This window comes from Mycobacterium tuberculosis H37Rv, assembly GCF_000195955.2.
GTDB classification, from domain to species: domain Bacteria; phylum Actinomycetota; class Actinomycetes; order Mycobacteriales; family Mycobacteriaceae; genus Mycobacterium; species Mycobacterium tuberculosis.
This window is the reverse complement of sequence record NC_000962.3, coordinates 2445355-2463658: the sequence shown is the minus strand read 5'-3', so window position 1 is coordinate 2463658 and position 18304 is coordinate 2445355. Positions and strand designations below refer to the sequence as shown.

Below are 18304 nucleotides of genomic sequence, written 5' to 3'. Positions count from 1 at the left end.
ACGCTCATGCATATCGAAGCCCGACTGTTTGAGTTTGTCGCCGCGTTCTTCGTGGTGACGGCGGTGCTGTACGGCGTGTTGACCTCGATGTTCGCCACCGGTGGTGTCGAGTGGGCTGGCACCACTGCGCTGGCGCTTACCGGCGGCATGGCGTTGATCGTCGCCACCTTCTTCCGGTTTGTGGCCCGCCGGTTAGATTCCCGGCCCGAGGACTACGAAGGCGCTGAAATCAGCGACGGCGCAGGAGAACTTGGATTCTTCAGTCCGCATAGCTGGTGGCCGATCATGGTCGCGTTGTCCGGCTCGGTGGCAGCGGTCGGCATCGCGTTGTGGCTCCCGTGGCTGATCGCCGCCGGTGTGGCATTCATCCTCGCCTCGGCGGCCGGATTGGTCTTCGAATATTACGTCGGTCCTGAGAAGCACTGATCCGGCGCCGGGAAGGTCACAATCAGGGCATCAGTTGACCAGTAGCACGGTTGCCCAGACTTCTCGGTCCTGCCCGGTTGGGTAGGGTTTCCGTGGCACCAATGAAGAATGCGCCGAGCGCGCGGGCAAGGATGCAGGCGGAAAGCCACGCGTGTTGGTGAGGCAGTTGGACAGGGTAGGCAAACATGAGCGGGCCGAATCCCCCGGGACGGGAACCTGACGAACCCGAATCGGAACCCGTCAGCGACACGGGCGACGAACGGGCTTCCGGCAACCACTTGCCGCCCGTCGCCGGGGGCGGCGACAAACTGCCCAGTGACCAGACGGGCGAGACCGACGCATATTCTCGGGCATACTCTGCCCCGGAATCCGAGCACGTCACCGGCGGCCCGTATGTGCCAGCCGATCTCAGGCTCTATGACTACGACGACTATGAGGAGTCGTCCGACCTGGACGACGAACTGGCCGCTCCGCGCTGGCCGTGGGTGGTCGGTGTCGCCGCCATAATTGCCGCCGTTGCGCTCGTGGTTTCGGTGTCGTTGCTCGTCACGCGACCACATACCAGCAAACTCGCCACCGGCGACACTACGTCCTCTGCACCGCCCGTGCAGGACGAAATCACGACCACCAAGCCGGCGCCGCCACCGCCGCCACCAGCCCCACCGCCCACCACCGAGATCCCGACAGCGACGGAGACACAGACGGTCACTGTGACGCCGCCACCACCGCCCCCACCGGCGACAACCACGGCGCCGCCGCCGGCGACCACCACAACGGCGGCGGCACCGCCGCCCACGACCACCACGCCGACCGGTCCGCGGCAAGTCACCTATTCGGTGACCGGTACCAAGGCGCCGGGTGACATTATCTCGGTGACTTACGTCGATGCCGCCGGGCGCCGACGGACACAGCACAATGTGTACATCCCGTGGTCCATGACGGTCACCCCGATCTCGCAATCCGACGTTGGCTCGGTGGAGGCCTCCAGCCTTTTCCGGGTCAGCAAACTCAACTGCTCGATCACCACGAGCGACGGAACGGTGCTCTCATCGAACTCCAACGATGGACCGCAAACGAGCTGCTGATGGTGAGCAGATATTCCGCATACCGGCGTGGGCCGGATGTAATCTCGCCGGACGTCATCGATCGCATCCTGGTTGGGGCATGTGCCGCGGTGTGGCTGGTGTTCACCGGCGTGTCGGTGGCCGCCGCTGTCGCCCTGATGGACCTGGGTAGGGGCTTCCACGAGATGGCCGGAAACCCGCACACCACGTGGGTGCTGTACGCCGTAATTGTGGTCTCCGCACTGGTCATCGTGGGCGCGATACCGGTGCTGTTGCGAGCTCGCCGCATGGCTGAGGCCGAGCCCGCGACGAGGCCGACGGGTGCATCCGTGCGGGGCGGGCGATCGATCGGATCCGGGCATCCGGCGAAACGCGCTGTGGCCGAGTCGGCACCCGTACAGCACGCGGATGCATTCGAGGTGGCCGCCGAGTGGTCCAGTGAGGCGGTGGACCGGATCTGGTTGCGCGGGACAGTCGTGTTGACCAGTGCGATTGGCATTGCGTTGATTGCCGTGGCGGCGGCGACCTACCTCATGGCGGTCGGTCACGACGGGCCATCTTGGATCAGCTACGGGTTGGCCGGGGTGGTCACCGCGGGCATGCCGGTGATCGAGTGGCTATACGCTCGGCAGCTGCGCCGGGTGGTGGCGCCCCAGTCCAGTTAGCCGGGCTGTGCTTGATTTGCCCGGTTCCTTCCCGGGTCGTGCCGACCCGGGTCGTCGCCGGGCTGTGCTTGATTTGCCCGGTTCCTTCCCGGGTCGTGCCGACCCGGGTCGTCGCCGGGCTGTGCTTGATTTGCCCGGTTCCTTCCCGGGTCGTGCCGACCCGGGTCGTCGCCGGGCTAGTGCTCGCCGTCTGGCGAACCCATGATGCTGTCCTGGTGTTCGCGCAGTGCGGCAAGGGCACGTTGTTCGGCGGCGTGCCCTGCCTCGCGCAGCGCCGCATCCTCTGCCGCGGAGTCGGCGAACAGAAAACTGCCACTACCCGGCGATCCGGCCGAGCCCAGCTTGTTCATTCGCTTGGGCAGCGGCGCTCCCTGATACTGAAGCGGTATCGGGTGGCCATGCTCGTCGACCGGGCCGAGGGGCTGATGCAGCTCGATGTAGGCGCCATGGGGCAGCCGCTTGATGATGCCGGTCTCGACGCCGTGCTCGAGCACCGACCGATCGCTGCGCTGCAATCCGATACACCACCGATATGTGATGAAGTAGACGAACGGCGGCAGAATCACCATGCCGATGCGGCCAATCCACGTGGTTGCATTCAGCGAAATATGGAACTTCAACGCGATGATGTCGTTCATCGCCGCGAGAGTGAGCACCATATAGAAGGCGATCGCCATGGCGCCGATCGCGGTGCGCACCGGAACGTCCCGTGGCCGCTGCAACAGGTTGTGATGCGCGTAGTCGCCGGTAAACCGCTTCTCCAGGAATGGGTAGGCGGGTAGCAGGACGAAAACCAGGCCCATGATCACGGCGACCCAGACCGGGGCGGGAATGGTGTGATGCCAGAAGTAGAACTCCCACGGCGGCCAGATCCGGGCCAGACCCTCGGTCCACATCATGTAGAAGTCTGGCTGCGAGCCCGCCGACACCTGTGATGGCTTGTAGGGCCCCAGATTCCAGATCGGGTTGATCTGCAGCAGGCCGCCCATCAGGCCCAGAACACCGACGATAGCCGCGAAAAATGCGCCGGACTTGAACGCGAACACCGGCATCACCCGCACGCCGACGACGTTGTGCTCGGTGCGGCCCGGGCCGGGGAACTGGGTGTGCTTCTGGAACCACACCAACGCCAGATGCAGCCCGATCAGCGCCAAGATGATCCCCGGCAACAGTAAAATGTGCAGGGCGTAGAGCCTGGGGATCAAGATGGTGCCGGGGAAGTCACCGCCAAACAGCGCCCAGTGCAGCCAGGTCCCGATTACCGGCATACCCAGCGTGATCGACGAGAGTGCCGCGCGCAGACCGAGTCCCGACAGCAGGTCGTCAGGCAGTGAGTAGCCGAAATAGCCCTCGAACATCGCCAGGATCAACAACAGCGAACCGATCACCCAGTTGGTCTCGCGGGGCCGCCGGAACGCTCCGGTGAAAAAGATGCGTGCCAGGTGCACCATGATTGCCGCCGCGAACATCAAAGCGGCCCAGTGATGGATCTGGCGCACGAACAGGCCACCGCGCACCTCGAAGGAAATGTCCAGCGCGGACTGGTAGGCACGCGACATCTCGACGCCCCGCAGCGGTTGATAGACACCGTTGTAGGTGACGTCGACCATGGACGGATCGAAAAACAGCGTCAAATACACGCCGGTGATCAGCAGGACCACGAAGCTGTACAGAGCGATCTCGCCGAGCAAGAACGACCAGTGGGTCGGGAAGACCTTGTTGAGCTGACGACGCAGCGCCGCCGAGGGGTGATACCGGGTGTCGATGTCTTCGGCTTGGCGGGCCAGGACCTCACCAATGTTCGGCGGACTCAGTTTCGGACTCATGTTGTTGTTCGCTCCCAGAATGCTGGTCCGACGGGCTCGACAAAGTCACCGTTGGCGACCAGATACCCGTCCGTGTCGATCGTGATCGGCAGTTGCGCCAAGGCGCGGGCCGCTGGACCGAAGATCGGCTTAGCGAAATGCAATGCGTCGAACTGCGACTGGTGACAAGGGCACAGGATTCGGTAGCTCTGCTGCTCGTACAGCGATGACGGGCAACCCAAATGAGAGCAGACCTTGGTGAACGCGAAGAATTCGCCGAAGTTGAAACTCTCCTGGCCCTTGCGCTTGACCACGCGGCCCAGGTCACTGGGTTTGATCCGGATGAGCATCACCGGGTTACGGATACCCATCGCGATTTCCTGCAGCTTATGGTGTGATTCGACGGTGGTGCCGTCGCCGTCGGACTCCCGCCAGGGAAAAACGGTCTCCATTCCACCGGCGTCCATATCCTCCGGGCGCATTTTGATGAACGGTGGTCCGTCCTCCGTGCCGGTGGCGCGCGCCAGATAGATCGTCTCGCCCTGGTAGCGGGGGGTCCAACCCGACGTCCAGAGCACCGCCTTTTTGCCCTCGGCGGTGGGGACAACCGGCTTCCAGGGGTTCTTGATGAGGCCACCAGCAAACGCGACCAAGGTGCCTAGCCCGAACGCACCCATGCCCACGCCGAAGGACAGCCCGATCAGCTTGCGCCGTCGGATCGTCGAGCCCTCGAACGCGTCGGTCAGGTTCGCCACCACCGTCTTGCGGTCGATCTCCCGCGAAGCGCCATCGTGACGTTCCTGGATTGAAATCTCTTCGGGAATAAACCTTTTCTGATACAACACGGCGCCGATGGCGATCGACAGGATGGACAATCCGAAAGTCAGGCCGTAGAGCGGGGTAGTCAGCGAGTAGATGAAGTCGCTTTCGCCATCCGCCGCCTTGAACTCCCACGGCCAGAACAGGAAGATCAGCAACAGCGCCAGTCCGAACACGCCACCTAGCAAAAGCCACACCGCCACTGAACGCTCGGCGCGCTTCTCGGCTTTGGTGCCCTCGACCGGCCAGCGGGGCTCTTTGTAGGCGATCCGGACACCATCCAGCTTGCCGCCCAATGCGAGCAGCTCCTGGTTGGACATCGCGGCCAGCGCGGCTTCGTCCGGTTCACGGGGGACGGCGGTTGCCTTAGCCCCGTCTTTGGCCCCGTCTTGCGGGTTAGGTCCGGGCACTATGCGCCGCTCCTCCTCATCGCTTCGTCCCCCGCAAGTGGGTGGTACCCCCACTGCATCGTCGTCGGCGCGGCTCATGATCGCGCCCCAATCCACAGTGCCAGCCCGATCGCGGCGACCATTCCGATGATCCACATGGCCATGCCTTCGGGTGCGGGTCCGAATCCGCCGAGTAGGTAACCACCGGGCTGCCGCGCCTCGGTGGCGACCTTCACGTAGGCAATGATGTCCTTTTTCGCTTCGAAGGAGAGCTGGCGGTTGGAGAACTTCGGCATGTTCTGTGGACCCGTCAGCATCGCGGTGAGGATTTGCTGTTCATTGGCGGGCGCAAGGTCGGGTGCGTATTTGCCGGACGACAATGCTCCGCCCTTGCCGGTGAAGTTGTGACACGAGGCGCAGTTGAGCCGGAACAAGTCGCCGCCGCGGCCCAGGTCGTTGCCACGTAGCGACTGCGTTGCAATGCTGCCATCGGGGTTACGTACCACCGTCGGCCCACCGCCATTGGCTTGCACGTAGGCGCCGATCGCGTCGATCTGTGCTTCGTCGAAGATCGGATCTTTGCGCGGCGCCTGTGCCTCGCCGCGCATGGCCGGCATCCGGCCGGTCGACACCTGGAAGTAGACGGCGGCCTCGCCGACCCCGATCAGACTCGGCCCGTGGTCGGGCACGCCCTGCAGGTTGGCGCCATGGCAGGACACACACGAGGTGTCGAAAAGTTGTTTGCCGGTGCGCAGCAACGCCGAGGAGGATTCGTCGGCGACGGCCACCTGTGGGGTAGGGGTCAGCACAGCTGCCAATCCACCGGCGATGGTCAGCGCTATCAGCAGCAACACTCCGCCGGACAATCGGCGGCGCAGGCGCCGTCGCGTGCGACCACTCTTACTGCCACCGGATCGGGTGAACCCCAGTTTCGTCAACCGAGCACTCCTGTTCGTGGGATGTTCGTCGGACGCCGGCTCATCGGATGAAATAGATCACGGTGAATAGCGCGATCCACACGATGTCGACGAAATGCCAGTAGTAAGAGACGACGATGCTGGCTGTGGCCTGCGCCGGAGTAAATTTGCTCATCCCAGTGCGTACCAGCAGGAAGATGAAGGCGATGAGGCCGCCGGTGACGTGCAGTCCATGGAATCCGGTGGCCAGATAGAACACGCTGCCGTATGCGCTGCTGGGGATGCTCGTCCCGTGCGACATCAGGTTGCGATACTCGTAGGCCTGGCCCAGAACGAAGAACAGGCCCATCAGGAATGTGATCACATACCAGCGGCGCAGCCCGAAGATGTCGCCGCGTTCGGCCGCGAACACGCCCATCTGGCAGGTGAACGACGAGGCAATCAGGACCAGCGTGACCGGGACGGCCTGGTACAGATTCAGTTCTGTCGGTGGCGGCGGCCAATTCCCGCCGGCCTGAGCTCGTGCCGAGAAATAGAACGCGAACAGCCCAGCAAAGAACATTAATTCACTGGATAGCCACACTATGGTGCCGACACTGACCATGTTGGGCCGATTCAGCGAATGCACGCGCGATGTGATGGCAGTACCCGAGGTCCCAACAGCACTCGTCACATCCGCAAGTATGACGCTTTGTAGTTGTCGAACTCTACCCGGGTCGGAAATTTCGGTAAGTCAGTTCCGCGTGTCGCCCGGCCGTTTGGTTAGCGCAAGTCGTCGACGTGTTCAGGGCGCGGTTGGGGTTGGTTGATCCTCATGGGACCATCAGCGCGTGGCGCTGTCAGCTGAGGGTTCTTCGGGGGGATCTCGCGGGGGCTCGCCGAAAGCAGAAGCCGCATCGGTGCCGTCCTGGCCGCAGATTTTGGGGCGGTTGACCGACAACCGCGATCTGGCGCGGGGCCAGGCTGCCTGGGCCATGGACCAGATCATGACCGGCAATGCGCGGCCGGCGCAGATCGCCGCCTTCGCGGTGGCGATGACGATGAAGGCTCCGACCGCCGACGAAGTCGGTGAGCTCGCTGGCGTCATGCTCAGCCACGCGCATCCGTTGCCCGCCGATACGGTCCCCGACGACGCCGTCGACGTCGTCGGCACCGGTGGCGACGGAGTCAACACGGTGAACCTATCCACCATGGCGGCGATTGTGGTGGCGGCTGCGGGTGTGCCGGTGGTCAAGCACGGCAACCGAGCGGCGTCCTCGTTGTCCGGTGGCGCCGACACGCTGGAGGCGCTGGGGGTGCGCATCGACCTGGGACCCGACCTGGTCGCGCGCAGCCTCGCGGAGGTTGGGATCGGGTTCTGCTTCGCGCCGCGGTTCCATCCCTCCTACCGGCACGCGGCCGCGGTACGCCGCGAGATCGGTGTGCCCACCGTGTTCAATCTTCTCGGGCCGCTGACCAATCCGGCCCGGCCCCGGGCTGGACTGATCGGATGCGCGTTCGCCGACCTCGCCGAAGTGATGGCCGGGGTGTTTGCTGCGCGCCGGTCCAGTGTGCTGGTGGTACACGGCGACGATGGGCTGGACGAGTTGACCACCACCACCACGAGCACGATCTGGCGCGTTGCGGCGGGCAGCGTGGATAAGTTGACGTTTGATCCCGCCGGATTCGGGTTTGCGCGCGCCCAGCTTGACCAGCTGGCTGGAGGCGATGCGCAAGCCAACGCGGCCGCGGTGCGCGCGGTGTTGGGCGGTGCCAGGGGCCCGGTCCGGGACGCTGTGGTGCTCAACGCCGCCGGTGCGATCGTCGCCCACGCCGGATTATCCAGCCGTGCTGAATGGCTGCCGGCCTGGGAGGAGGGGTTGCGGCGGGCCAGTGCGGCAATCGACACCGGTGCGGCCGAACAGTTGCTCGCGCGATGGGTGCGGTTCGGTCGGCAGATCTGACTGCCAACCTCTGCTGAGCTGCTCGCCGGCCAACTGGGCCGAGCGCGCCGTTGCCGCCCACGCTGCCCACGGGCCGGCCGAGCGCACTGGGGAGGCCAACCCTGCGGCGTCGTTCGAGACCCCGACGATGCGCACTCCCGGCTCGGCCAGCCAGCGGGCGATGAGCGCGATCTCCTCCACCAGTGCCCCGCCGAGCGGTGCCGGCGTAGGCAGGATCGCCTGAGCGCCGCGGCGGATGGCGTCGACCACAGGCATCGGAGGAACCCCGCGCGGTGCCCTGCCGGCAGCGGCGAGTTGGCCGTGGCGAATGACGGCCAGTTGGTAGCCGCCCTCCCTGGGGCCGTCCGGCTTGGCGGCGATCAACTCGGGCAGCGCGGCCAGTGCTCGCAATCGTTGGCCATGCCACAACGCCTCGATGGCGGTGGCGAGGTGGTCACGCAGTCGGGCAGCGCTCTCATAGCGACGGCGCTCGGCGAGCTCAGTGACCTGTTGAACGGCCGCGGCCAGCGCGGCGTTGTCCAATCCGCCGATCAAGGCCGCCGCGCGCAGTACCGCCTCGGCGTATTGCGCGGCCGTGACGTCGCGGGCGGCCGGGCAGGCCGACACTTCCAGCTCGGGGCAGGCGGGTCCGTGCCGGGCGGAACGTGTCAGCCGAGTGGTGCAGGTTCGCAGTCCCGTGCAGCGTGCCAGCAGCGCTGCCGTCTCGGCGGCCTTGGAGCGGGATCGGAACGGGCCGACGACGCGGTCGTGTCGCGGGGCCCGGATGACCGACAGGCGTGGAAATGCTTCATCGGTGAGCGCCACCCACCACCACCGGTATGGGAACTTCGACCTGCGGTTATACGGCGGGGCATGCGTCGACAGCATCCGCAGCTCACGGACACCGGCCTCCAGGGGGTGCGCGCATTCGACATGATCGATCGAGCTGGCCAGCATGACCATCTCCGTCATCCGCTTGCGGCGGTCGGTGCCGTTGAAGTACTGGCTTACCCGGCGGCGCAAGTCCGCCGCGGTGCCGACATAGAGCACCTCGCCCGACGGTCCGCGGAACAGGTACACCCCCGGCCGGTGCGGCAGTGTTTCCGCCAGTACCCGTTTGCAGCGCTGCGCCTGGGTCACGTTGGGCAGATACGAGCGCAGCTCGGCATAGGTGTGCACGCCCTGGTTGCCCACTCGCTCGATGAGTGCGTGCAGCACGTCGACGGTGGCGCGAGCGTCGTCGAGGGCGCGGTGGGTGGGGTTGCTGGCGACGGCGAACAGCCGCGCTAGCGCGGCCAGACGCACGCTAGGGGCTTCGTCTCGGCTCAGCACCCGCCGGGCCAGCCGCATCGTGCACAACACCTGTGGTTGGGGCCAGGTGATATCGCACCGCCTCGCGGCGGCGCGCAGGAATCCGATATCGAACCCAGCGTTGTGGGCCACGAGCACCGAGTCGCCGGCGAACTCGAAGAACATCGGCAGGACGGCGTCGATCGTCGGGGCATTACCCACCATCGCCGTAGTGATACCGGTGAGCCGCACGATCTGGGGCGGAATGCTGTGTTGCGGGTTTACCAGGGTGGCGAATTCACCGAGCACCGCGCCGCCGCATACCTTGACCGCCCCGATTTCGGTGATCGCGTCCGGCGGTGTTGCGTCGTTACCCGTCGTGCGCCCACCTGTGGTTTCCAGGTCGACCACGACGAAGGTGGTCTCGCGCAGGGACATCTCGTCGGCTGGGGTCCAGGCTGCCCCCTGGGCGTGTGCCAGGTCGGCGAAACTCAGCTGAGTCCCACCGGTTGCACCCATGGCCGCGACGTTAGGCCCCTGCACTGACACGCAAACGCTCCCTACGCCGAGCGCGCACGCGGCGGCAACGGATGTCGGTGCTCGCGATTAGCGTTCGGACGACCTCATGAGCCAAGCCGAGAGGAACGACCCCATGGCACGCAGCGGACCAGACACTAGCGGCGGCACAGCCCCCGGGCCGGGGGCGCCGGTGGTAATCGACTGTGACGATTGCGCGGCGCGCGGATCTGGATGCCGCGACTGTGTGGTCAGCGTGCTCATCGGGGTACCGGAAAGCCTGTCGCATGACGAGCGTGCTGCGTTGGAAGTGCTCGCCGATGTCGGATTGGCCCCTCGGTTGCGCCTGGTGCCGGTCCGCCGCCAGCGCGGATCCGGTGTCGCGTAAGGTCGTTGCGTGTCGATGCCCCTGGAGCCCTATAGCAGAAGTACGATCGTCCACAGCGAAATGGTAGAAATCTATCCATTTTCTTAACTTCCCCTTTTGGACAATTCCGAGATCGTTTCGTAACCTGTTTGAGACCTAAACCAGCTCGACGTCATCCGTCGATGGCCCGTTTAAGGAAGCAAATTTTGAGGCTCGACCAGAGGTGGTTGATCGCGCGTGTAATCATGCGGTCCGCCATAGGTTTCTTTGCGAGCTTCACCGTCTCCTCCGGCGTCCTGGCCGCGAATGTGCTGGCTGATCCGGCCGACGACGCGCTGGCCAAGCTCAACGAGTTATCCCGGCAGGCCGAGCAGACCACCGAGGCGCTGCACAGTGCGCAGCTGGATCTCAACGAAAAGCTCGCTGCCCAGCGGGCCGCCGACCAGAAGCTTGCGGACAACAGAACGGCCTTGGATGCTGCGAGAGCACGCTTGGCGACTTTTCAGACGGCGGTGAACAAGGTCGCGGCCGCTACCTACATGGGTGGTCGTACCCACGGCATGGATGCGATCCTGACGGCGGAGTCCCCGCAACTGTTGATCGATCGGCTATCGGTACAGCGGGTGATGGCGCATCAAATGTCCACGCAGATGGCCCGTTTCAAGGCCGCTGGAGAACAGGCCGTCAAGGCCGAGCAGGCTGCAGCCAAATCGGCGGCCGATGCCAGGTCCGCGGCCGAGCAAGCTGCCGCGGTACGAGCGAATCTGCAGCACAAACAGAGCCAGCTGCAGGTGCAGATTGCCGTCGTCAAGTCGCAATACGTCGCGTTGACGCCGGAGGAGCGCACGGCCCTCGCTGATCCAGGACCGGTCCCGGCGGTTGCTGCGATCGCCCCCGGGGCCCCACCTGCGGCGTTGCCGCCCGGTGCGCCGCCTGGCGACGGCCCGGCGCCTGGCGTGGCGCCGCCGCCTGGTGGGATGCCCGGATTGCCTTTCGTGCAGCCCGACGGCGCTGGCGGCGACCGTACGGCCGTTGTCCAAGCGGCGTTGACGCAGGTCGGCGCGCCCTACGCGTGGGGTGGTGCCGCGCCCGGCGGGTTCGACTGCTCAGGCTTGGTGATGTGGGCGTTCCAGCAGGCTGGTATCGCGTTACCGCACTCCAGCCAGGCGCTGGCTCACGGTGGTCAGCCGGTCGCGTTGTCGGATCTGCAGCCCGGCGACGTGTTGACCTTCTATTCCGACGCGTCACACGCAGGCATCTACATCGGTGATGGTCTTATGGTTCATTCCTCCACCTACGGTGTTCCGGTGCGGGTGGTGCCGATGGACTCGTCGGGGCCGATCTACGACGCCCGCCGTTACTGACCGGCTCGTCGCGCGGCGGCTTTGCCCTCGGATCTTGCTGGCCTGTCTGTTTGTTGCGGAGCTGATTGGCGCGGCGGCCCTGTCTGGTAATCCGGTGCGCGATGGACCTGCAGCACCGGCACAGGTGGTCGCGCCAGCCGATGGGTTTGTCGCGCTGCGGGTCGCCGACGACCGCACGGTGCGGCTGCTCAGCCTTGGTGGCGCGGCCACCGACCGCTTGCTGTCGCGCATCGCGGCGGGCATCGACGCCGCGGTCGACGAGGTGGTGGCATTCTGGGGCACCGATTGGTCGCACGACATCTTTGTGGTTGCCGCCGGTAGCGACGAGCAGTTTCATGCCGCCGCAGGCGGGGGTTTGGCGTCGCAATGGGCGGACATCGCCGCGATCACGGTGGTCGACCGTGTCGATCCTGCTCGTCGCACGGTGGTCGGCCAACGGATTGTGTTCGCGCCGGGCGCGGCACACATGAGCCCAGCGGCGCTACGAATAGTGTTGGGCCACGAGCTTTTTCACTATGCGGCCCGGGCCGACACGGCCCTGGATGCACCTCGATGGCTGGCCGAGGGGGTGGCCGATTTCGTTGCCAGGCCCAAGACCCCGCCGCCCGCGGATGCGGTGTCTGTGGCGCTGTCGTTACCGTCGGACACCGACCTGGACACTCCGGGGCCACAGCGCTCGCTGGCATATGACCGCGCGTGGTGGTTCGCTCGGTTCGTCGCGGCCGCCTACGGTACCGCCAAGCTGCGTGAGCTTTATCTGGCCACTTGTGGTGTCGGACACTTCGACCTGGCTACCGCCGCCCACGACGTCCTCGGCATTGACGCCGCTGGCCTGCTCGCGCGCTGGCAGCGGTGGCTAATGGGCTAGCTTCCGCCGCGAGCAGACGCAAAATCACCCGGAAACCGGCGATTTTGGGCGACTTTGCGTCTGCTCACGCAAGGTGGACCCGCTAGCCTGACCCAGGTGAGCCGGGTCCTGTTGGTAACTAACGACTTTCCACCCCGACGCGGGGGCATCCAGTCCTATCTGGGGGAGTTCGTCGGTCGGCTGGTCGGCTCCCGAGCGCATGCGATGACAGTGTATGCACCGCAGTGGAAAGGCGCCGACGCCTTCGACGACGCAGCCCGTGCTGCCGGTTACCGGGTGGTGCGCCATCCCAGCACGGTGATGCTGCCGGGTCCAACGGTCGATGTCCGGATGCGCCGGCTGATCGCCGAGCACGACATCGAAACCGTCTGGTTCGGTGCGGCCGCACCGCTGGCCCTGCTGGCCCCGCGTGCCCGGCTGGCTGGAGCTAGCCGGGTGTTGGCCAGCACGCACGGCCACGAAGTGGGCTGGTCGATGCTTCCGGTCGCTCGATCGGTGCTACGCCGCATCGGCGACGGCACCGACGTGGTGACTTTCGTCAGCAGCTACACGCGGTCCCGGTTTGCTTCTGCGTTCGGGCCCGCGGCTTCGTTGGAATACCTACCGCCGGGAGTGGACACCGACCGGTTCCGCCCCGATCCGGCCGCACGCGCCGAGTTGCGGAAGCGCTATCGGCTAGGCGAGCGGCCCACGGTAGTGTGTCTGTCGCGGTTGGTGCCGCGCAAAGGCCAGGACACCCTGGTCACGGCGCTCCCGTCGATCCGGCGTCGCGTTGATGGAGCCGCGTTGGTGATTGTCGGCGGCGGTCCATATCTAGAGACGTTGCGCAAGCTGGCTCACGACTGTGGGGTGGCCGACCACGTGACGTTCACCGGCGGCGTGGCAACCGACGAACTTCCCGCCCACCACGCACTGGCCGACGTGTTCGCCATGCCATGCCGCACCCGCGGCGCCGGGATGGACGTCGAGGGCTTGGGCATCGTGTTCCTCGAAGCCTCCGCCGCCGGCGTGCCGGTAATCGCCGGCAATTCTGGCGGAGCGCCGGAAACGGTGCAGCACAACAAGACTGGGCTAGTGGTCGACGGTAGGTCGGTGGACCGGGTGGCCGACGCCGTGGCCGAGTTGCTGATCGATCGGGATCGGGCCGTCGCGATGGGCGCCGCCGGCCGAGAATGGGTCACGGCGCAGTGGCGTTGGGACACGCTGGCCGCCAAGCTAGCAGATTTTCTGCGCGGCGACGATGCGGCCCGTTGAGCGGGCCGGGGAGGAGCCGGGCACAGTCGGCTATTCCTTGTTGTAGATCGCCTCGATATCGGAAGCGAACTTCTCGGCCACCACCTTGCGTTTGACCTTCATTGTCGGGGTCAGCTCGCCGGTGTCCTCGGTGAAGTCGACGGGCAGTATTCGGAACTTGCGGATCGACTCGGCATGTGACACCGCAAGATTGGCCTGTTTGACGGCCGCGTCGATCTCGGCAATCAGATCGGGGTCGGTGGCCAAATCGCCCACCGACGCGCCAGCTGTCTTGCTGTTGCGTTGCTTCCAGCCCTCGAATGCCTCAGGGTCGATGGTGATTAACGCGCCGATGAAGGGCTTGGCGTCCCCAACCACCACCGCCTGGCTGATCAGTGGGTGGGCCCGCAGCTGGTCTTCCAGCACAGCGGGGGCGACATTTTTACCGCCCGCGGTGACGATAATTTCTTTCTTGCGGCCGGTGATCGTCAAGAACCCGTCTTCGTCCACCGCACCGAGATCACCGGTCTTGAACCAGCCGTCGGTGAATGCCTCGGTGGTAGCCTGCTCGTTGCGCCAGTAGCCGCTGAATACCACGCCACCGCGCACCAGCAGCTCGCCATCGTCGGCGATGCGTAGACTGTTGCCGGGCACCGGCTTTCCGACAGTTCCGATCTTTAGATCATTGAACTGGCTGATGGCGACGCCCCCACTGGTCCCGCTCAGGCCGTATCCCTCGTAGATGGTGAGACCGGCGCCGCGATAGAAGTGACCAAGCCGCGCACCCAGCGGCGCGCCGCCGGAGACGGCGGCGCGGCAGTTGCCACCCAGTGCCGCACGCAGCTTGCGGTAGACCAGCCGGTCGAACACCGCGTGCTTGGCGCGCAGTAGCAGCCCCGGTCCGCCGCGGTCGCAAGCTTCGCTCCAGTCGACCGCGGTCTGCGCGGCGATCGCGAAGATTCGCCCTTTGCCGGCGTTGGCGGCGTTCTGCTCGGCGGTGTTGTACACCTTCTCGAACACCCTCGGCACCGACACCACCACCGTCGGCTTGAACACCGCCAACATCGGCAGCAGATTCTTGATGTCGCTGGTGAATCCCACGGTGACTTTGGAGTGGAAGGCGGCCATACTGATCGCGCGCGCCAGCACATGAGCTAGCGGCAGGAAAACCAGCAGCCGCTCACCCTTGCGCAGCAGCGTCGGGTGATATGCCCTGGCGCCCTTAATCTCGTGAACCAGGTTGGATTGGGTCAACTGGCAGCCCTTGGGTCGTCCGGTGGTGCCCGAGGTGTAGATAAGCGTCGCCGGGTCCGTCGACCGTAGTGCGGCGAGGCGGGCGGTTAGCTCGGCCGGGTCGACCGAGGCGCCCGCCTCCGTGAGCCGATCGAGCGCGTTGGGACCCGAACCGGCGATCTGCAGTACCTCCCGCAGGGCGGGCACGCTGCCGGAGAGTTCGGCGACCATTGTCGCGTGTGAGTCGGTTTCGGCGAACAACACCACCGCTTCGGAGTCTTGTAAAACCCAGCGCACCTGCTCCGCTGACGAGGTCTCGTAGGTCGGTACGGTGACCGCACCCACAGCCAGAATCGCGAAATCGAGGATCGCCCACTCGTAGCGGGTGGCAGAGAAGATGACTACCCGATCGCCGGCCTGCACCCCCAGTGAAATCAAACCGAGAGCCGCGGCACGAATCTGGTTGGCTGCCTCCGCACACGTGACATCGGTCCAGACGCCGTCGATCAGGCGTTGATAGATGACGTAGTCGGGATCGTCACGTTCATGCTCGAACACCATGGCCGCGACGTTGTCGTGCTCGCCGACAGTGAATGGGGCGGGGACGCTAATCTCACGCACGATCAACACCTCACTTGACCTGTTGCCGTCTTCCGGGTCCGGTTTGCTGTCGTCAAGCCTAGAGGGGTTGATGCCGGTGCGGAATAGACCGATATCGCGTGTCCGTTGGTTGGTGCCCTTCGGGGTCCGGCTTGCCCACGGCCTCGGGTATGTGAAGCTGAGGCGATGAACAGCATCCAGATCGCTGACGAGACCTATGTCGCAGCCGACGCCGCGCGGGTTTCAGCCGCGGTCGCGGATCGATGCAGCTGGCGTCGGTGGTGGCCTGACCTACGGCTACAGGTCACCGAGGATCGTGCCGACAAGGGAATCAGGTGGACGGTTACCGGCGCCCTGACCGGCACCATGGAGATCTGGCTGGAACCGTCGATGGATGGGGTGCTACTGCACTATTTCCTGCACGCCGAACCGACCGGGGTAGCAGCCTGGCAGCTGGCCCGGATGAACCTGGCCAGAATGACGCACCACCGACGGGTCGCGGGCAAAAAAATGGCCTTCGAGGTCAAGACAGTGCTAGAACGGTCACGCCCCATCGGGGTTTCTCCGGTAACTTAACCGGGTCAAGGTTGGCACGAGGGAGTACCGTTTCTCCCCGGGAGATCGGGAGCTCCCGCAGATGATCGGGGCCGACCCGCTTGCGGGGAAAGGGAAGTAGCCAGGTGGCGGACAAGACGACACAGACGATTTACATCGACGCGGATCCAGGCGAGGTGATGAAGGCGATCGCCGACATCGAAGCCTACCCGCAATGGATTTCGGAGTATAAGGAAGTCGAGATCCTAGAGGCCGACGACGAGGGCTACCCGAAACGAGCGCGAATGTTGATGGACGCAGCCATCTTCAAAGACACCTTGATCATGTCCTACGAGTGGCCGGAAGACCGCCAATCGCTTAGCTGGACTCTCGAATCCAGCTCGCTGCTAAAGTCCCTCGAAGGCACGTATCGCTTGGCGCCCAAGGGTTCTGGCACTGAGGTCACCTACGAGCTTGCCGTCGACCTTGCTGTCCCCATGATCGGGATGCTCAAGCGTAAGGCGGAACGCAGGTTGATAGACGGCGCGTTGAAGGATCTGAAGAAACGAGTCGAGGGCTGAGTGATTCCGGTACGCCGGCTCAGGCCCGGATCAGTCTCTTTGTCGGCAAGGGCGGGGTAGGAAAGTCCACTCTGGCGTCCGCCACCGCGGTATGTGATGCCGGGGCCGGCCAGCGAGTGTTGGTGGTATCCACCGACCAGGCGCACTCGCTGGGCGACGTGCTGGGCATCGCGGTCCCGCCTACCGGTCAGGGCGATCCTGTTCGCGTGCTCGCCTACGACCCCGAAGCCGGGGGCGGATTTCTCGACGCGCTGGCGCTGGATACCCTGGCCCTGCTCGAGGGCCGGTGGTTGCACGTGGTCGAGACCCTGGACCGCAGATTTCCGGGCTCCGAGTTGAGCAGCATTGCGCCCGAAGAACTCTGCGCGCTGCCCGGGATCCAGGAGGTGCTGGGGCTGCACGCCGTCGGCGAGCTTGCGGCAGCCCGACGATGGGATCGGATTGTGGTCGACTGCGCCTCGACGGCGGACGCCTTGCGGATGTTGACGCTACCCGCCACCTTCGGGCTGTACGTCGAACGTGCCTGGCCGCGGCATCGCAGGTTGTCCATCGGCGCCGACGACGGCAGGTCAGCCGTGCTGGCGGAACTGCTGGAGCGCATCCGCGCCAGCGTCGAGCGGCTAAGCACATTGCTGACCGACGGTGCCCTGGTCAGTGCCCACCTGGTGCTGACTCCGGAGCGGGTGGTCGCCGCTGAGGCGGTCCGGACGCTGGGGTCGTTGGCGCTCATGGGGGTCCGGGTCGAAGAGCTGCTCGTCAATCAGCTTCTGGTGCAAGACGAGAACTATGAGTATCGCAGTCTGCCCGACCATCCGGCTTTCCACTGGTATGCCGAACGCATCGGTGAGCAGCGTGCCGTCCTCGACGACCTCGATGCCACCATCGGTGACGTGGCACTGGTGCTGGTGCCGCACTTGGCCGGCGAACCGATCGGCCCCAAGGCCCTGGGCGGGTTGCTCGATAGTGCCCGTCGTCGCCAAGGAAGCGCGCCGCCAGGCCCGCTACAGCCTATTGTGGACCTGGAATCCGGGTCGGGATTGGCGTCGATATACCGACTGCGGCTAGCGTTGCCCCAGCTCGATCCCGGGACGCTGACGTTGGGCCGGGCCGACGACGACTTGATCGTCAGTGCTGGGGGGATGCGGCGCCGAGTTCGGTTGGCGTCCGTATTGCGGAGGTGCACGGTGCTGGACGCGCATCTGCGGGGTGGTGAGTTAACAGTTCGTTTCCGACCAAATCCGGAGGTGTGGCCGACGTGAGCGGGGCCCATACCGACGTTCGTCCCGAGCTGCGCAAGCTGGCGCAGGCAATCCTCGATGGGATCGACCCCGCGGTGCGGGTGGCGGCGGCGATGGCTTCGGGTGGAGGTCCCGGGACCGGCAAGTGCCAGCAAGTGTGGTGTCCGTTGTGCGCGTTGGCAGCGTTGGTAACCGGCGAGCAGCATCCGCTGCTGACGGTCATCGCGGATCACAGTCTGGCTCTGCTGGAGGTGATCCGCGCCATAGTCGACGACATTGACCGGTCGGCGAAACCGCCACCCGAAGGCCCGCCGGGCGGCGGCCAGACCGGTGCGTCAGGCGGCGAGAATACCAACGGCGAGGGCAGCATGAAATCCCACTACCAGGCCATCCCGGTTACCATCGAGGAGTGAGCCGCTGCCCGCGCAGGTAGTCGCAGCCATCGCGGATGGGTACAGTTGGCGCAGACACCA

General features: G+C 65.3%; 17 protein-coding genes and 1 other annotated feature. Of the genes, 11 read left to right on the top strand and 6 right to left on the bottom strand.

All coding sequences use genetic code 11. The features are described from left to right. The first annotated feature begins 6 nt into the window (after positions 1–6). The 3 genes from Rv2199c to Rv2197c all read left to right on the top strand — a co-directional run bounded on the left by Rv2199c (position 7) and on the right by Rv2197c (position 2155). Positions 7–426, top strand: a complete 420-nt coding sequence (locus tag Rv2199c) for a cytochrome c oxidase polypeptide 4 (protein NP_216715.1) — start codon at positions 7–9, stop codon at positions 424–426. A gap of 185 nt (positions 427–611) precedes the next feature. Next, the gene (gene mmpS3, locus Rv2198c) at positions 612–1511 is read left to right on the top strand and encodes a membrane protein MmpS3 (RefSeq protein NP_216714.1); all 900 of its coding nucleotides are present in this window, start codon (positions 612–614) and stop codon (positions 1509–1511) included. Beyond that, the gene (locus Rv2197c) at positions 1511–2155 is read left to right on the top strand and encodes a transmembrane protein (RefSeq protein ID NP_216713.1); all 645 of its coding nucleotides are present in this window, start codon (positions 1511–1513) and stop codon (positions 2153–2155) included. The genes mmpS3 and Rv2197c overlap by 1 nt, the downstream gene beginning before the upstream one ends. Before the next feature lie 176 nt (positions 2156–2331). Here Rv2197c and qcrB read toward each other — a convergent pair whose 3' ends face one another. From qcrB to ctaE, 4 genes are all read right to left on the bottom strand, one after another. Continuing rightward, positions 2332–3981 (bottom strand): ubiquinol-cytochrome C reductase cytochrome subunit B, encoded by a 1650-nt coding sequence (gene qcrB, locus Rv2196; RefSeq protein NP_216712.1) that lies wholly within the window; start codon positions 3979–3981, stop codon positions 2332–2334. Then, on the bottom strand, positions 3978–5267 hold the full coding sequence (qcrA, locus tag Rv2195) for a ubiquinol-cytochrome C reductase rieske iron-sulfur subunit (RefSeq protein ID NP_216711.1): 1290 nt from the start codon (positions 5265–5267) through the stop codon (positions 3978–3980). Before qcrA ends, qcrB begins: the two co-directional genes overlap by 4 nt. Beyond that, positions 5210–5267 (bottom strand) — a repeat region (58 bp Mycobacterial Interspersed Repetitive Unit,Class II I. Overlaps Rv2195 suggesting alternative GTG start at 2458 468 may be used). It overlaps the preceding gene by 58 nt. Then, positions 5264–6106 (bottom strand): ubiquinol-cytochrome C reductase cytochrome subunit C, encoded by an 843-nt coding sequence (gene qcrC, locus Rv2194; RefSeq protein ID NP_216710.1) that lies wholly within the window; start codon positions 6104–6106, stop codon positions 5264–5266. The genes qcrA and qcrC overlap by 4 nt, the downstream gene beginning before the upstream one ends. A gap of 40 nt (positions 6107–6146) precedes the next feature. Next, entirely contained in the window at positions 6147–6758 is a 612-nt protein-coding gene (ctaE, locus tag Rv2193; RefSeq protein ID NP_216709.1) for a cytochrome C oxidase subunit III, read from the bottom strand. Positions 6759–6915: 157 nt separating this feature from the next. Between ctaE and trpD the strand changes: the two genes are divergently transcribed. Beyond that, positions 6916–8028 (top strand): anthranilate phosphoribosyltransferase, encoded by a 1113-nt coding sequence (gene trpD / locus Rv2192c; protein ID NP_216708.1) that lies wholly within the window; start codon positions 6916–6918, stop codon positions 8026–8028. Here the strand turns inward: trpD and Rv2191 are convergent. Then, complete coding sequence (locus Rv2191; protein NP_216707.1) at positions 7903–9840, bottom strand: hypothetical protein; 1938 nt, start codon at positions 9838–9840, stop codon at positions 7903–7905. The genes trpD and Rv2191 overlap by 126 nt on opposite strands. A 546-nt stretch (positions 9841–10386) precedes the next feature. On the opposite strand from Rv2191, the gene Rv2190c reads away from it, so the two are divergent. The 3 genes from Rv2190c to pimB all read left to right on the top strand — a co-directional run bounded on the left by Rv2190c (position 10387) and on the right by pimB (position 13666). Beyond that, positions 10387–11544, top strand: coding sequence for an endopeptidase (locus Rv2190c; RefSeq protein ID NP_216706.1), 1158 nt, complete (start codon positions 10387–10389; stop codon positions 11542–11544). A 94-nt stretch (positions 11545–11638) separates the two neighbouring features. After that, positions 11639–12412, top strand: coding sequence for a hypothetical protein (locus Rv2189c; protein ID NP_216705.1), 774 nt, complete (start codon positions 11639–11641; stop codon positions 12410–12412). A 96-nt stretch (positions 12413–12508) separates the two neighbouring features. After that, a complete protein-coding gene (gene pimB, locus Rv2188c; protein NP_216704.2) occupies positions 12509–13666 on the top strand; it encodes an alpha-(1-6)-phosphatidylinositol monomannoside mannosyltransferase in 1158 nt (385 codons plus the stop codon). A 30-nt stretch (positions 13667–13696) separates the two neighbouring features. Here the strand turns inward: pimB and fadD15 are convergent, their stop codons facing one another. Next, positions 13697–15499 carry a long-chain-fatty-acid--CoA ligase FadD15 gene (fadD15, locus tag Rv2187; protein ID NP_216703.1) on the bottom strand — a complete coding sequence of 601 codons (1803 nt, stop codon included), beginning with the start codon at positions 15497–15499 and terminating at the stop codon, positions 13697–13699. 165 nt (positions 15500–15664) lie between these two features. On the opposite strand from fadD15, the gene Rv2186c reads away from it, so the two are divergent. The 4 genes from Rv2186c (at position 15665) to Rv2183c (ending at position 18244) form a co-directional block, all read left to right on the top strand. After that, entirely contained in the window at positions 15665–16054 is a 390-nt protein-coding gene (locus tag Rv2186c) for a hypothetical protein (protein NP_216702.1), read from the top strand. Between the two features lie 104 nt (positions 16055–16158). Beyond that, positions 16159–16593, top strand: coding sequence for a hypothetical protein (TB16.3, locus tag Rv2185c; RefSeq protein ID NP_216701.1), 435 nt, complete (start codon positions 16159–16161; stop codon positions 16591–16593). A gap of 119 nt (positions 16594–16712) precedes the next feature. Beyond that, the gene (locus Rv2184c) at positions 16713–17852 is read left to right on the top strand and encodes a hypothetical protein (RefSeq protein NP_216700.1); all 1140 of its coding nucleotides are present in this window, start codon (positions 16713–16715) and stop codon (positions 17850–17852) included. Continuing rightward, complete coding sequence (locus Rv2183c; RefSeq protein NP_216699.1) at positions 17849–18244, top strand: hypothetical protein; 396 nt, start codon at positions 17849–17851, stop codon at positions 18242–18244. Before Rv2184c ends, Rv2183c begins: the two co-directional genes overlap by 4 nt. Positions 18245–18304 lie beyond the last annotated feature (60 nt).